We start from the raw sequence: 14690 nt of genomic DNA on the forward strand, positions 1-14690 counted from the left end.
AAGGTTCTTCGAGTGCAGGGCGTTGCGACTGTGGCGAGCCAGCGACAGTGCGCCACTCTTTGGCCGGTCTATGGCATTTGATATATATATCGCCCACCCATCATCCGTTATTGCGAATCTGAAGCACTGATTTGCTCGAAACATTGCTTTGCTTGGGCTGTTCTGATGACGGCAGATTGCATTTATTGGACGATGGGGCGGGCCTATCATGAGACTCTACGGTTTTTCGGCAGACAAAGCCTACCCACTCGTTTCCTTGCGCGCGCAACTCCTCTCGCAGGCCAGTCGCTCGGCACTGCGTTTCGCAATCGGCATGGCCGGTTTCGCCGGCTCGGCTGTTTTCTTTTCCCCGCAGGCGCAGGCGGCATGTACGGTCACTCTGGGAACTGATGTGCAGTGCGGCACCACCTCCACGGTCAATGCCGTCAATCCGGCTGCTCCTCCCAACGACCGGGGCTATTCATTTTCTTCACCGTTTACGGCCCACCTCGCGATCGATGCCGGGGCGACGGTCAGCGGATTTGGCCTCGCGATCGAGAATACCGGCAATGGCGCCGTCATGGTCGTCAACAACGGCACGATCACTGTCGATGCGGGCAACACGCCAACAGCCGGCGGGACCGCGGCACTCAATATCGATGCCGCCTCCAACCTGATCACGTACACAGGCAGCGGCGCGATCACCAATAACGGCAGTGGCGATGCCTTCGCAATAAAGCAGAATGGCCTGGGCTCGATCGATGTCGATGCCACCGGCGATATCACGGCGGCTGCCGGCTCAGGCATTGTGGTGCGTAACACGGCGGCGAGTGGCTCCATCGATGTCACCACGGGCGCGGTGACGGCGCTGGCTGCTGGCATGTTCGGTATCGACGTCCAGTCGTCTTCGACGGCAGGCAATCTCACGATCGTGGCGAACGGCGATGTGAAGGCGGGCAATACCGGTATCTTGGGTCGAGTTTCCTCCACAGGAACTGGCAACATCGATATCACGGCGAACGGCGCCATCGACGCAGGCAACGGCATTATCGCGCAGAACTTGGGCAACGGCTCGACGACGGTGAAGGCGATGGGACCGGTCACCGCGACAATGGCGTCGGGCCTTGGCGTCTTCGCTCAGGGCCGGGGCGATGTCTCGATAACAACGGGTGCGGTGACCTCGACGGGCGGTCAGGCGGTCTATGCAATAGGGACCGGCACAGGCACAGGCACAATCGATGTGACGACCAACGGCAATGTCTCGGGCACTGGAGGCATCCTCGCAGGTAACTCCGGCACGGGCATGATCAGCGTGATCGCCAATGGTGAGGTGACCGGCACATCCTTTGACGGCATCGTCGCGAACGGTGGTGGCGCGGTGGACGTGCAGGTCGCCGGCACGGTGATGGGCGCGCGTTCCGGCCTGACCTTGATTGGTGGCGGCGGCGGGACGGGCAACATCTCGGTGACGGGCGCGGGCGGCTTCGTCGGCGGCAGCGACGATGCGGTGAACATTCAGAACAATGGTTCGGGCACGGTCACGGTCGATATCTCGGGCGCCAGCAACTCGACGGCGGGCTCAGGCATCGTGGTGGGCGACACAGCAACAGGCGGCAGCATCGCCGTCACGACGGGCGCGGTGACGGCGCTGGCTGCCGGCAGGATCGGCATCGACGTTGAGACGCTGTCGGCGACGGCCAATGTGACGATCGTGGCGAACGGTGATGTGAAGGCGGGCGGCCCCGGTATCTTCGCTGGCCTTTCCTCGGGAAGCGGCAACGTCGATGTCACGGCGAACGGCGCGATCGACGCGAGCAGCGGGATTGTCGCAGGGACTGTCGGTACAGGTTCGGTGACCGTGAAGGCGGTTGGTCCGATCACCGCGACGACTGGCCGAGGTATCGACGCTGAAAGCTCGGCCGGCAATGTCGCGGTGATAACGGGTGCTGTGAACGCAACTGCGGCTACGGCGATCTTCGCGCTCCAGGACAATCCGGTGGGCGCTGGCACGATCAATGTGACGACGAATGGCAATGTCTCGGGTACGACAGGTATCCAGGCAACCAATCTTGGCACGGGCGCGATCACGGTGATCGCCAATGGCGCGGTGACCGGAACGTCGGCCGAGGGCATCGTCGCGACGGGCAACGGCGTAGTGGATGTGCAAGTCGCCGGCACGGTGACGGGCGCGACGCGTGGCCTGACTTTGACTGGTGGGACGGGCGCCATCAACGTCGCCTCGTCGGGCGCGATCCGTAGTCTTTCCGGACTGTCCAGCGATGCGGCGATCGAGACCAATGCCGCGACGATGGCGCTCACAAACGCCGGTTCGATCGTCGGTACAGCGCAGTTTGCCGGCGGCGCGACACTGTTCGCCAACGACGGGAACTGGAACGGCGCCGGTGGAACCAGTGATTTCGGCGGTGGCGCCAGCAGGCTGGTCAACGACGGGACCGCCGTCGGTGGAAACTCCGCCGGCGTCGCGGAGACGACGCAATGGACCAATCTGTTTCAGTTCACCAATCAAGGCACCTTGACAATGGCCGACGCTGGCGCCGGCGATGTGATCCGGCAAACCGGCGGCAATGCCGCTTTCGCGACTGGCAGCATCATGGCGATCGATATCAACACGGCCGGCCAGGCCGACAGGTTCAGCACCTCCGGCACCGCGACGATCACTGGCGCGACGCTGACCGTGAACGCCGCGGGCGGCATTGCGGTGCCGGGCACCCGCTATACGGTGTTGACCGCCGATGCCGGGCTGACCGGGCAGTTCGCTGCCTTGACTGGAGTTGTCAACACCGCCTTCCTCAGGCTTGTCGATACCTATGACACCAACAACGCCTATCTCGACATCCTGAAATACCGCAACTTCACCGACGCAGCCTTGACCCGCAATCAGATCGCAACCGCTGGGGGGCTCGAGAGCCTGCCGACATCCGGATCCCTGTACAACGTCATCCTCAACCTCGCGACCGACGTGCAGGCACGTGATGCCTTCGACCAGCTCTCGGGCGAGGTGTATCCCTCGGCGCAGACTTCCCTCATCGAAGATAGCCGTCTTCTGCGCGACGCGGCGACGAACCGCATCCGGGCCGCTTTCGGTATCGTCGGTGCATCGGCCGCTCCGGTCATGGCCTACGCCGATCAGACCTATGGCGGTGCTGCGGGCGCCTATGTCTCGCTCGATCCCAATACGACCGCTGCAGTGGCGTCGGACACCGATCGCTTCGCCCTCTGGAGTCAGGGCTTTGGTTCATGGGGCCATACTGGCAGCGACGGCAATGCTGCCCGCGTTGACCGCTCGACTGGCGGTTTCCTGGCTGGCGGTGACGCCGCCATTTTCGACACCTGGCGATTGGGTATCATGGCGGGATACAGCCGCACCAACCTCGATGTGAAAGACCGCGCCTCGTCGGGCTCGAGCGACAACTATCATCTCGGCCTCTATGGCGGCACCACTTGGGATGTTGGGGGCGGCACGCTCGGCTTGCGCACCGGTACATCCTATACTTGGCACGACATCGCGACGAGCCGCTCCGTCACTTTCCCCGGTTTCAATGACAGCCTCAAGGCAGATTATCGCGCCGGAACGGCGCAGGTGTTCGGCGAACTGGGCTATGGTATCCATGCTGGAAATTTAGGCTTTGAGCCCTTCGCCAATCTCGCCTATGTGAACCTCCGGACTGACGGCTTCACCGAGACAGGCGGCGCGGCGACGCTGACAAGCGCTTCGGCAATCACCGATGCGACCTTCACCACGCTCGGCCTACATGCCTCAGGCGAGTTCACCGTCGGCGAGATGGCGGCGACGGTTCGCGGCACGCTCGGCTGGCGCCATGCCTTCGGCGAGACCGTACCGCTGTCGCGCTTCGCATTCGCCGGCGGCGCATCATTCACCGTCGCGGGCGTGCCGATCGCCAAGGACGGGCTGATACTCGATGTCGGGTTCGACATCGCCATCGCACACAATGCCACGCTCGGCCTCACCTATGGGGGACAATTCGGCAGTCGCGCCGCAGACCAGAGCGTGAAAGCCAATCTCGCGGTCAGGTTCTAGTTGGGGGATGGGCCACACGCCGCAGGACGAGCCCGCATTCGCGTCTCCTCGTCCGCCCGCGTTCCATTCACAATCCGCGTTTGCCGCCGCCACTTGCGCAAAAGGTAGAGCCTTTAGCCTTTGGAAAGGGAGATGTGGTTCCTCTCAGAGGCGCGGACTGCGCGCTGAGGCGAATCGATGGATATCTTTGGCATCAAGGCACTTCTGATCTGCGCCCTGATCTTCATTCCGTTTGAACATCTGTTTGCCGAGCGGCCGCAGAAGATCTTTCGCAAGGGCTTCGCTGTCGATCTGATTTATCTGCTGTTCAACGGCTTCATCATAAAGCTGGCCATCGTCATGATGGCGGCAGGCGCGCTCGGTGCCGCTGCACTCCTGGTCCCGCAAGCGATAACGCATGCCGTCAGCGGCCAGCCCGTCTGGCTGCAGGTTGCCGAAATCATCGTGATCACCGATGTCGGCGTCTACTGGACACATCGGGCCTTTCACAAAATCCCGGCGCTTTGGAAGTTCCATGCCGTTCACCACGGCATTGAAGAACTCGACTGGCTCGGGGCCTTCCACAATCATCCCGTCGACGCCATCGTCACAAAGGCAATATCGCTGACGCCGATCTTTTTCCTCGGCTTCTCGGAAGCGTCGATCGCCGTCTTTTCGACTCTCTACCTTGGACATACGCTGCTTGTGCATTCAAACGTGCGGATTCCGTTCGGCCCCTTGAAGTGGCTGATCGCCAGCCCGCAGTTCCATCGCTGGCACCATGCCAACCAGCGCGAAGCCTATGACAAGAACTTCGCCGGGCAGTTGCCTTTCCTTGACGTGCTGTTCGGCACCTACAATCCCACCGGTGACAAGGTGCCGGAGAAGTACGGCGTCGACGATCCGATCCCTTCCACCTATTTCGGCCAGATCGGCTATCCGCTCCTGCGCCGCAGGAAGCTGCCGAACCGGGCGGTGCCGAACGCCGAAGCCTGACGGCTGGCCCGGCGTTGCGGTATCCACACCGGTCCCCTTTCGAGCCGCAGGACGCCGAACCACCGGAAGGCTTTTCGCCTCGAATCGGCTAAACCTTGTGCCATGAACGAGATCTCACTCTATGCGCCGGTGAAGCGGTTCCTCGAAAGCCTCGACTTTGTCGTCAAAGGCGAGATCGACGGCTGCGATGTTGTTGCGTTGCGCGAGGGGGAGCCGCCGGTTGTCGTCATCTGCGAGTTGAAGCTGCAGTTCAATCTCGAACTGGTGCTGCAAGGTGTCGATCGTGCGGCGGCCTGCGACGAGGTGTGGCTGGCCGCGCGCATGTCGGCTCGCGGCAAGGGACGCGAAAGCGATGCCAGGTTCCGCAATCTCTGCCGCCGGCTTGGCTTCGGCTTGCTTGGCGTGACCGCGACGGACCGGGTCGAGGTGCTTCTCAGCCCGATCGCGCTGGCGCCGCGCAAAAATGCCCGCCGGCGCTCCCGCCTGGTCGATGAGCACCAGCGCCGTCGCGGCGATCCCGTTGCCGGAGGAGGATCGCGCAATCCGATCATGACCGCCTATCGCCAAAGCGCCCTCGCCTGCGCTGCCGCCATGGTGGATGGCCCCAGGCGGCCGCGAGATCTGAAGGCGGTGACGCCGATCGCGCCCAAGATCCTGCAGCACAATGTCTATGGCTGGTTCGCGCGCGTCGACCGCGGCCTGTACGATCTTACCGATGCCGGCCGTGCCTCTTTGGTCCGTTGGCCGCAGGCACGCACGACGAATCCCGACACGCAATTTTGAACGCAGCAGCCATATGATTGAGATTCCCGCAGCGTCCGAGGCGGTCCGCTCGGTTGATTTCTCCGACAAAATATGTTGCTTGTCCCGCCCATGAAGAAGCTCTGCATGACCGCCTTGGCGTCAGTGACACTGAGTTTTCCAGCCAGCGCAATGGACAATGCATTGCGCGCCGGACTGATGAAACTCGATCCCCAAACTCGCCTTGAACAGCGTTGCGACGCCGAAGTGCTCGACCGCATCACCCATGACGATCGCAAGTTCAAAGCCGATCGCGTCGTCGCCTACGCCTTTGCCACGCCCGAGATGGGCGCCGATGCAATCAAGAGCCCGGGTGCTGCGTTTCGCAGCAAGGGGCAGTGGTATAGGCTGAAATTCAAGTGCCAGACCGGGCCGGACCATATGGAAGTCTTGCAACTCCGCTACCGGATCGGCGACGAGATTCCGGAAGCCGACTGGGCAAAGTATAATCTCTACGATTGATTGGCGATCGGCCATGGTTTTGCCTGGCTGTCGGCGAGTGCCGCGAGCATTGGATCTGGCTTCACGTAACGATGCTTCGGTGATGGCGCCACGCGTGATCCCTTGACGCCAAGGGACCACCAAGTTAGGGCCTCTGGGTAATCGACGAACACTCGGCAAAATCAGCAAGGGCTTCCGGTCGATGGACATTTTTTTCAGCGCTGCCAGCCTGACCGCCCTGCTCCAGGTCATCGCCATCGACCTCGTGCTGGCCGGCGACAATGCGATCGTCATCGGCCTTGCCGCTGCCGGCCTGCCGGCTGACCAACGCAAGAAGGCGATCCTCATCGGCGTGATTGCGGCAACGGTGCTGCGCATCGGTTTTGCCGCAATTACCGTCAAGCTGCTGGCGATCGTCGGCCTGCTGCTGGCCGGCGGCATCCTGCTGCTGTGGGTCTGCTGGAAAATGTACCGCGAGCTGCGCACGTCACATGCCGATGAGCTGGAAGCGACCGAGGCGCTGTCGAATTCGGACCTCAACAGTGACCAGGCAGTCGCCGGCAAGTCGAAGCGCAAGACCCTTGGCCAGGCTGCCTTGCAGATTGTCGTCGCCGATGTGTCGATGTCGCTCGACAACGTGCTGGCGGTGGCTGGAGCGGCGCGTGATCATTTTCCGGTGCTGGTCATCGGCCTTGTGCTGTCGATCGCGCTCATGGGGCTGGCTGCGACCTTCATTGCCAAGCTGCTGCATCGCCACCGCTGGATCGCCTATGTCGGCCTGCTGATCATACTCTATGTCGCGCTGGACATGGTCTATCGTGGCGCGGTGGAGGTCTGGCCACATGTGAACAACGTGGTCGGCTGAAGCTGGCGGACATCCGCGTCTTCACTCCGTCGAAGCAAGACCGCCGTGCGTTTTGCCGCATCGCGGGCCTGCCCATACCAATGCCGCAATAAGTGTGGTACTGCGCCGGCAATCCTGAAAAGCCCGGAAACCCTCTATGTCCGCTCCCCGCGTGAGTTTTGTCAGTCTTGGATGCCCGAAGGCCCTCGTGGATTCGGAGCGCATCATCACGCGCCTGCGCGCCGAAGGTTACGAAATCGCGCGCAAGCATGACGGCGCCGACCTCGTCGTCGTCAACACCTGCGGTTTTCTCGATTCCGCCCGAGACGAGTCGCTCAACGCCATCGGCTCCGCGCTTTCGGAAAACGGCCGAGTGATCGTCACCGGTTGCCTGGGCGCCGAGCCGGACGTCATTCGCGAAAAGCACCCGAATGTGCTGGCGATCACCGGGCCGCAGGCCTATGAGAGCGTGATGGCCGCGGTGCATGAGGCCGCACCGCCTTCGCACGATCCCTATATCGATCTCCTGCCGCCGCAGGGTGTCAAGCTGACGCCGCGCCACTACGCCTATCTCAAGATTTCCGAAGGCTGCAACAACCGCTGCACCTTCTGCATCATTCCCGCACTGCGTGGCGACCTCGTCTCGCGGCCGGCGGCAGATGTGCTGCGTGAGGCTGAGAAACTGGCCAAGGCTGGCGTCAAGGAACTTCTGGTCATCTCGCAGGACACCAGCGCCTACGGCATCGACATCAAGTACCAGACGTCGATGTTCGGCGACCGTGAAGTGCGCGCAAAATTCCTCGATCTTTCGGAGGAACTGGGCAAGCTCGGCATCTGGGTGCGCATGCACTATGTCTACCCCTACCCGCATGTCGCCGACGTCATCCCGCTGATGGCGGAGGGCAAGATCCTCCCTTACCTGGATATCCCGTTCCAGCATGCCTCGCCGCAGGTGTTGAAGAACATGCGCCGGCCCGCGCATGGCGAAAAGACGCTCGAGCGCATTCGCGGCTGGCGCGAGGTCTGTCCGGATCTGGCCATCCGCTCGACCTTCATCGTCGGCTTCCCCGGCGAGACGGATGACGATTTCGAGATGCTGCTCGACTGGCTCGATGAAGCCAAGATCGACCGCGCCGGCTGCTTCAAATACGAGCCGGTCCGCGGCGCCCGCTCCAACGATCTCGGTCTCGAACAGGTCCCGCAGGAAATCAAGGAGGCGCGCTGGCACCGCTTCATGCAGCGTCAGCAGAAGATTTCGGCGACACAGCTGGCCAGAAAAGTCGGCAAGCGCCTCCCGGTGCTGATCGACGAGGCGCATGGCACATCGGCACAGGGCCGCACCAAATACGACGCGCCCGAGATCGATGGCTCGGTGCACATCCAGTCGCGTCGTCCGCTGCGCCAAGGCGATATCGTCACCGTCAAGATCGACCGTGCCGACGCCTATGACCTCTATGGTTCGGCGGTCTGACGCCTCGTTCCGCGTAAATTTACTACATCTGGCGATAATCTAGGCCTCTTAACCCGCTCAGCCGCGATCCGCTCTATGGTTTGCCGACCGTAGATGCGGGAAATGCGGATGAACACCAGACCTGCGGAACAAAATTACATTGCGACGCTGGACCTGCTCAGGCTGGTCGCGGCGATGGCTGTCGTGTTCTTCCACTATTTCTTTCGCGGCGCGGCTGCCGAGGGCATTCTGGCTGAGGGTTATCCGCTTGCGGCACCGTTCGCCCTCTACGGCTATCTCGGCGTCAATCTGTTCTTCCTGATCAGCGGTTTCGTCATTGCCTGGTCGGCGGAAAACCGCAGTTGGGACCAGTTTGCGGTCGCGCGGTTCGTTCGCCTCTATCCGGGCTTCCTGCTCTGCATGACGATCACCTTCGCGATTGTCTTCCTTGCCGGGTCGCCGCTGCTTTCGGCCTCTTTCGTTCAGTATGCCGCCAATCTGTCGATGTTCGCGCCGGCGTTCGGCCAGCCCTTCATGGACGGCGTCTACTGGTCGATCGTTCTTGAGCTGGTGTTCTACGGCTGGGTGACGCTGGCGCTGCTCACCGGGCTGTTTCAGAAACGCAAGCTGGAGCTGATCTTGATCTGGCTGGCGATCTCGGCCTTGAACGAGTTCTTCATCGGCAGCGGTGCCGCCAGGCTGCTGTTCATCACCGAGTTTGGACCGTTCTTCGCCGCCGGCGTGGTGGTCCACCACCTGCATGCGCATGGCCGTTCACTGCCTGCAATGCTGCTGCTTGCCGCCGCCTTCCTGATCTCCTGCGGCACGCTGTCGGTGACGCAGCACTGGATGCTTGGCCACTACGGCATTGCCGTTTCGTCGGCCAATCTGGTCATCGCCAACGTCGTCATGCACACGGCCTTGATCGGTGCGGTGCTGCTGCGCAATCGTCTGCGGCCATCGGCGCTCACCCTGGCGCTGGGCGGGCTGACCTATCCGCTCTATTTGCTGCACCAGGACATCGGCTATCTCGTCATCAATGCGGCAACGCCCCTTATCGGCAAATGGTTTGCCGCCTTTGGCTGCGGCGCACTTATGCTTTTCGTTTCGTGGGCAATCTGGCGCGCCTGCGAACGACCCGCACAGCGGTTGCTGAGGATTTGGCTCGGCCGCGCGGTCGATGCTGGCTTGGCGCGATTTCGTCGCGTCTCAGCCGGAGCGCAGCCCGCCGAATGAAAAAGGGCGCCTCGCGGCGCCCTCCTCATTTCGATCTCTTGTGCTGCCTACTGCGGCAGCTTGTCGTCGACACCCTTCACATAAAAATTCATGCCGAGCAGCGTGCCGTCATCGGCGACTTCGCCATCCTTCAGCCACGGCGTGCCGTCTTGCTTGGCGATCGGCCCGGTGAAGGGGTTCCAGCCGCCGGCGATCTTCTTCTCGGTGGCCTCCGCCATCGCCTTCACGTCGTCGGGCATGTTGGTGTAGGGGGCGAGCTTGACCGCGCCGTCCTTGATGCCAAGCCAGACATTGTCCGGCTTCCAGGTGCCGTCGAGGGCTGCCTGGACCCGGCTGATGTAATAGGGACCCCATTCGTCGGTGAGCGAGGTCAGCTGCGCGTTCGGCGCGAACTTGATCATGTCGGAGGACTGGCCGAAGCCGTGCAGCTTGCGCTCCTCGGCCACCTGCAGGGCAGCGGTCGAATCGGTGTGCTGGACGATAATGTCGGCACCCTGGTCGAACAGCGCCTTGGCGGCGTCGGCTTCCTTGCCCGGATCGAACCAGGAATTCACCCAGACGATCTTGGCCTTGAAGTTCGGGTTGATCGACTGCGCGCCGAGCATGAAGGAGTTGATGCCCATCACCACTTCGGGGATCGGGAAGGAAACGATGTAGCCGGCAACGCCTGCCTTCGATTCCTTGGCGGCGATCTGGCCGAGCACATAACGGCCTTCATAGAAACGCGCATTGTAGATGCCGAGATTGTCAGATGTCTTGTAGCCGGTGGCGTGCTCGAACATCACCTTCGGGAATTTCTTGGCGACCTTCACTTCCGGGTCCATGAAGCCGAAGGAGGTGCCGAAAATGATCTTGCAGCCTTCGCGTGCCAGGCGCTCGAAAGCGCGGTCGGCGTCGGGGCCTTCCGAGACGTTTTCAAGATAGGCGGTTTCGACCTTGTCGCCGAGCGCCTTCTCCACTTCGAGACGGCCCTGGTCGTGCTGGTAGGAATAGCCAAAATCGCCGATCGGGCCGGTGTAGACCCAGCAGGCCTTCAGCTTGTCCGCGGCCTCGGCCGTCGCTGCCAGCGACATGGCGGCGGTCGTGGTCATCAGGGCAATAAGCAGTTTTTTCATTGTGTTACCTCTCTGAGTTAGCCTTGGAGCTTCCCGTTTGTTTTTTGTTGTCAACGATCCGGAACGAATGGCTGCCCCAAGGAAGCCGGCGTGTTCATCATCGTCAGACGCTTGTTGCGCGAGATTAGAACGAGAACCACGACGGTTGCCAGATAGGGCAGCGAAGAAAGGAACTGTGAGGGCACTGGAATGCCAAAAGCCTGTGCATGAAGCTGGCCGATCCACACCGCGCCGAAGATGTAGGCGCCGGCCAGCACCCGCCATGGCCGCCAGGAGGCGAACACCACCAGCGCCAGCGCGATCCAGCCGCGGCCGGCGCTCATGTTCTCCACCCATTGCGGCGTGTAGACCAGCGAGAGATGGCCGCCGGCGAGACCGGCACAGGCGCCGCCGAAGATGACCGCGAGGTATCGGTAGCGGATGACCTTGATGCCAAGCGCATGCGCCGAGGTGTGGCTGTCGCCGATCGAACGCAGCGTCAGCCCGGTGCGGGTCTTGAACAGGAACCACATGACGGCGGCGGTCAGTGCGATCGAGATGTAGAAGATCGGATCCTGGCCAAACAGCAGCCTGCCGATCACAGGGATTTCCGTCAGGCCGGGAATGTCGAGGTTGGGCAGCCTTTCGCCGGGCTGGCCGACGAAGCTGGTGCCCATCATGCCGGACAGGCCAAGGCCGAGCAGCGTCAGCGACAGGCCGGTCGCCACCTGATTGGTGGCCAGCGACAGCGTCATGACGGCAAACAGCAGCGAGAACACCGCGCCCATGGCAATGGCCGCCAAAAGGCCGATCCAGGGCGATCCGGTGAGATAGGTTGCGCCGAAGCCGCCGACGGCGCCCATGATCATCATGCCTTCGACGCCGAGATTGAGTACGCCGGAGCGCTCGACCACCAGCTCACCGATTGCCGCGATCAGCAGCGGCGTTGCCGCGGTGGCGATGGTCAGAAGGATGTTTACGGTGATGTCCATCAACGGGCTTCCTTCAGCTTCGGTGCGGCTTCGAGTTTGGCCACGCCTTCCGGTTTGGTCAGCGCCAGGCCGACCAGACGTATGCGGTAGTGGATGAGCGTGTCGCAGCCGAGCACGAAGAACAAAAGCATGCCCTGGAACACCCGCGCCACCTTGTCGGAGATGCCGAGCGCGCTCTGCACTGCTTCGCCGCCGAGATAGGTCAGTGCCAGCACCAGTCCGGCGGCAACGATGCCAAGCGGGTTGAGACGGCCGAGGAACGCCACGATGATGGCGGTGAAGCCGTAGCCGGGCGAAATGACGGGCTGCAGCTGGCCGATGGCGCCCGAGACCTCCGAGATGCCGGCAAGTCCCGCCAGCGCGCCCGACAGCAGGAAGGCAAAGAACACCATCCGGTTGAGGCCGAAGCCGGCGAAGCGTCCTGCCCGCGGGCTCGAGCCCAGCACGCGCACCTCGAAACCTTTCAGCATGCGGCTCATCAGGATCCAGACCAGCACCGCGGCGACCAGCGCGAAGACAAAACCCCAGTTTGCCCGTCCGGCATCCGGCATCAGTTCCGGCAACACGGCCGAATCGTTGAACTGGATGGTCTGCGGGAAGCCATGGCCCTGCGGATCGCGCCAGGGGCCGCGCACCAGCCAGTCAAGGAAAAGTTGCGCGACATAGACCAGCATCAGGCTGGTCAGGATCTCGTTGGTGCCGAAGCGCGTCTTGAGCAGAGCCGGGATCGCCGCATAGGCCGCACCTCCGACCATGCCAAGCAACAGCATCAACGGCAGCACCAGCGGGCCTTCGAACTGCGGAAACAGTACTGGAAGCATCGAGCCAACGATGCCGCCGAGGATGAACTGGCCTTCGGCGCCGATGTTCCAGATGTTGGCCTTGTAGCAAACCGACAGGCCGACGGCGATCAGGATGAGCGGCGCGGCCTTGATCGCCAGCTCATGCAACTGCCAGATTTGGCTGATCGGCTCGATGAAATAGATGTTGAACGCAGTCAGCGGATTGACGCCGAGCAGCGCGAACATGACGGCCCCGGCAATGATGGTCAGCGCGAAGGCGATGAACGGCGACAGGGCCGAAAACAGCATGGAACGCTGCGGACGTTTGACGAGTTCGAGGCGCATCATGCCGTCTCCAACGTGTGTTCGGCGTGACCGGGTTCGGCGCCACCCATCAGCAAGCCGACCTTCTCGAAGGTCGCTTCGGCGATCGGCATCGGCTTCGACAACTCGCCATTGTGCATGACGGCGATCGCATCCGAGATCTCGAACAGCTCGTCGAGATCCTGGCTGATCACCAGCACCGCCGATCCGCTGCGCGACAACTCGATCAAGGCCTGGCGGATGTGGGCGGCAGCGCCCGCATCGACGCCCCAGGTCGGCTGGTTCACCACCATGACGCTTGGCCGGCGGTCGAGTTCGCGGCCGACGATGAATTTCTGCAGATTGCCGCCCGAAAGAGCCGCGGCCTCCGGATCCGGCGCGCTCTTGCGCACGTCCATCGCCTCGATGATGCGTTGGGACGCGGCCTGGATGGCGGCGCTCTTGACCATTCCGCCGGAACCGACGAACGCCTTGCCGTCGGTGGCATGGCGCGACAGCAGCAGGTTTTCGGAAAGCTTCATGCGCGGTGCGGCACCGTGGCCGAGGCGTTCCTCCGGCACGAAGGCAGCGCCCAGCAGGCGTCGTCCGGTGATGGTGAGGCTTCCCGAATCCTTGCCGCGAATGCGCACCGAGGCGGCATCCTGCTGCAGCACTTCGCCTGAAACGGATTCGAAGAACTCGCCCTGACCATTGCCGGCGACGCCGGCGATGCCGATCACCTCGCCGGCGCGGACGTTCAGGTTGATGCCCCTGAGCGGGATCGAGAACGGCGTTGCCGGTTTGCGGCTGAGATTGCGGATTTCGAGCAGCGGCTGCGCCTTGTCGATGCCCTCGACCGGCGCGCGCACCACGGCCTGCACCTCGTTGCCGACCATCATTCGCGCCAGCGAAGAGGCTGTTTCCTCACGCGGATTGCAATGGCCGACCACCTTGCCGTGGCGCAGCACGGTGGCGCGGTCGCAGATGCGTTTGACCTCTTCGAGCCGGTGCGAGATGTAGAGGATGGATTTGCCTTCCGAGCGCAGGCGCTCCAGCGTCTCGAACAGCTTGTCGGCTTCCTGCGGCGTCAACACCGAGGTCGGTTCGTCCAGGATGATGAGCTGCGGCGTCTGCAGCAGACAGCGGATGATTTCGATGCGCTGGCGCTCGCCCACCGACAGGTCGCCGACCAGCGATTCAGGATCGAGCGGCAGGCCATAGCTGAAGGAAAGCGCCCTCGCCTTCGCAGCGATGCTGCTGATCGGCGAGCCGTCGTCCAGCGACAGCGCGATGTTTTCGGCCGCGGTCAGCGCCTCGAACAGCGAAAAATGCTGGAACACCATGCCGATGCCGAGCTTTTTCGCGACGCCCGGGCTGGAAATCCTGACGGCCTGACCGTTCCAGAAGATCTCGCCGGCATTGGGCTCCAGCGAGCCGAAAAGCATCTTGACCAGCGTCGACTTGCCGGCGCCGTTTTCGCCGAGCAAGGCGTGGATCTCACCCCTGGCGATGTCGAGATCGATATGATCGCACGCCGTCAGCGTGCCGAATATCTTGGTGAGGCCACGCACCTCAAGCAGGTTCGTGCCGTCCTGATTTGCACTCACAGTGCCTCCCATCTGGTTAGCCAGACATGTTCTGTGTTCCCGCAGGCATGGTAGGCGCGGCCGGCTCTCATCGGAAAGCGGCACACGTCTTGAAAGAGCTTCAAGAATTTCAGCGGAAATTCAAGG

The 14690-nt window shown here is 62.5% G+C and carries 10 protein-coding genes and 1 pseudogene; 7 read left to right on the plus strand and 4 right to left on the minus strand.

The features are described from left to right. The first annotated feature begins 208 nt into the window (after positions 1–208). From AC0NIL_RS19605 to AC0NIL_RS19635, 7 genes and pseudogenes are all read left to right on the plus strand, one after another. On the plus strand, positions 209–4039 hold the full coding sequence (locus tag AC0NIL_RS19605) for an autotransporter domain-containing protein (RefSeq protein WP_275953017.1): 3831 nt from the start codon (positions 209–211) through the stop codon (positions 4037–4039). 177 nt (positions 4040–4216) lie between these two features. After that, the gene (locus AC0NIL_RS19610) at positions 4217–5014 is read left to right on the plus strand and encodes a sterol desaturase family protein (protein WP_024503269.1); all 798 of its coding nucleotides are present in this window, start codon (positions 4217–4219) and stop codon (positions 5012–5014) included. A 102-nt stretch (positions 5015–5116) separates the two neighbouring features. Next, positions 5117–5814: pseudogene (locus tag AC0NIL_RS19615) on the plus strand (DUF2161 domain-containing phosphodiesterase). Between the two features lie 55 nt (positions 5815–5869). Then, positions 5870–6277, plus strand: coding sequence for a DUF930 domain-containing protein (locus tag AC0NIL_RS19620; protein WP_032808257.1), 408 nt, complete (start codon positions 5870–5872; stop codon positions 6275–6277). Between the two features lie 181 nt (positions 6278–6458). Next, positions 6459–7121 carry a TerC family protein gene (locus AC0NIL_RS19625; protein ID WP_013531644.1) on the plus strand — a complete coding sequence of 221 codons (663 nt, stop codon included), beginning with the start codon at positions 6459–6461 and terminating at the stop codon, positions 7119–7121. Positions 7122–7257: 136 nt separating this feature from the next. Beyond that, positions 7258–8571: a 30S ribosomal protein S12 methylthiotransferase RimO gene (gene rimO, locus AC0NIL_RS19630; protein ID WP_064993202.1), complete on the plus strand. Its 1314-nt coding sequence runs from the start codon at positions 7258–7260 to the stop codon at positions 8569–8571. A 108-nt stretch (positions 8572–8679) separates the two neighbouring features. Further along, the gene (locus AC0NIL_RS19635) at positions 8680–9786 is read left to right on the plus strand and encodes an acyltransferase family protein (protein ID WP_275953018.1); all 1107 of its coding nucleotides are present in this window, start codon (positions 8680–8682) and stop codon (positions 9784–9786) included. Between the two features lie 47 nt (positions 9787–9833). Here the strand turns inward: AC0NIL_RS19635 and AC0NIL_RS19640 are convergent, their stop codons facing one another. The 4 genes from AC0NIL_RS19640 to AC0NIL_RS19655 are packed head-to-tail and all read right to left on the minus strand — an operon-like array spanning position 9834 to position 14576. Next, positions 9834–10901, minus strand: a complete 1068-nt coding sequence (locus tag AC0NIL_RS19640; RefSeq protein ID WP_013531647.1) for a BMP family ABC transporter substrate-binding protein — start codon at positions 10899–10901, stop codon at positions 9834–9836. A gap of 50 nt (positions 10902–10951) precedes the next feature. Beyond that, positions 10952–11872, minus strand: coding sequence for an ABC transporter permease (locus AC0NIL_RS19645; protein ID WP_275953019.1), 921 nt, complete (start codon positions 11870–11872; stop codon positions 10952–10954). Continuing rightward, positions 11872–13002, minus strand: a complete 1131-nt coding sequence (locus tag AC0NIL_RS19650) for an ABC transporter permease (RefSeq protein WP_013531649.1) — start codon at positions 13000–13002, stop codon at positions 11872–11874. The genes AC0NIL_RS19645 and AC0NIL_RS19650 overlap by 1 nt, the downstream gene beginning before the upstream one ends. Further along, positions 12999–14576, minus strand: coding sequence for an ABC transporter ATP-binding protein (locus AC0NIL_RS19655; RefSeq protein ID WP_275953020.1), 1578 nt, complete (start codon positions 14574–14576; stop codon positions 12999–13001). Before AC0NIL_RS19655 ends, AC0NIL_RS19650 begins: the two co-directional genes overlap by 4 nt. Positions 14577–14690: the final 114 nt, after the last annotated feature.

The sequence above is a fragment of the Mesorhizobium sp. WSM1343 genome, from assembly GCF_055901535.1.

What these genes read in the sequence shown, in the direction of transcription:
- AC0NIL_RS19620 (WP_032808257.1), top strand. Translation starts at nt 5,870, where the DNA reads ATGTTGCTTGTCCCGCCCATGAAGAAGCTCTGCATGACCGCCTTGGCG.
- AC0NIL_RS19640 (WP_013531647.1), bottom strand. Translation starts at nt 10,901, where the DNA reads ATGAAAAAACTGCTTATTGCCCTGATGACCACGACCGCCGCCATGTCG.
- AC0NIL_RS19605 (WP_275953017.1), top strand. Translation starts at nt 209, where the DNA reads ATGAGACTCTACGGTTTTTCGGCAGACAAAGCCTACCCACTCGTTTCC.
- AC0NIL_RS19625 (WP_013531644.1), top strand. Translation starts at nt 6,459, where the DNA reads ATGGACATTTTTTTCAGCGCTGCCAGCCTGACCGCCCTGCTCCAGGTC.
- AC0NIL_RS19645 (WP_275953019.1), bottom strand. Translation starts at nt 11,872, where the DNA reads ATGGACATCACCGTAAACATCCTTCTGACCATCGCCACCGCGGCAACG.
- rimO (WP_064993202.1), top strand. Translation starts at nt 7,258, where the DNA reads ATGTCCGCTCCCCGCGTGAGTTTTGTCAGTCTTGGATGCCCGAAGGCC.
- AC0NIL_RS19610 (WP_024503269.1), top strand. Translation starts at nt 4,217, where the DNA reads ATGGATATCTTTGGCATCAAGGCACTTCTGATCTGCGCCCTGATCTTC.
- AC0NIL_RS19655 (WP_275953020.1), bottom strand. Translation starts at nt 14,576, where the DNA reads ATGGGAGGCACTGTGAGTGCAAATCAGGACGGCACGAACCTGCTTGAG.
- AC0NIL_RS19635 (WP_275953018.1), top strand. Translation starts at nt 8,680, where the DNA reads ATGAACACCAGACCTGCGGAACAAAATTACATTGCGACGCTGGACCTG.
- AC0NIL_RS19650 (WP_013531649.1), bottom strand. Translation starts at nt 13,002, where the DNA reads ATGATGCGCCTCGAACTCGTCAAACGTCCGCAGCGTTCCATGCTGTTT.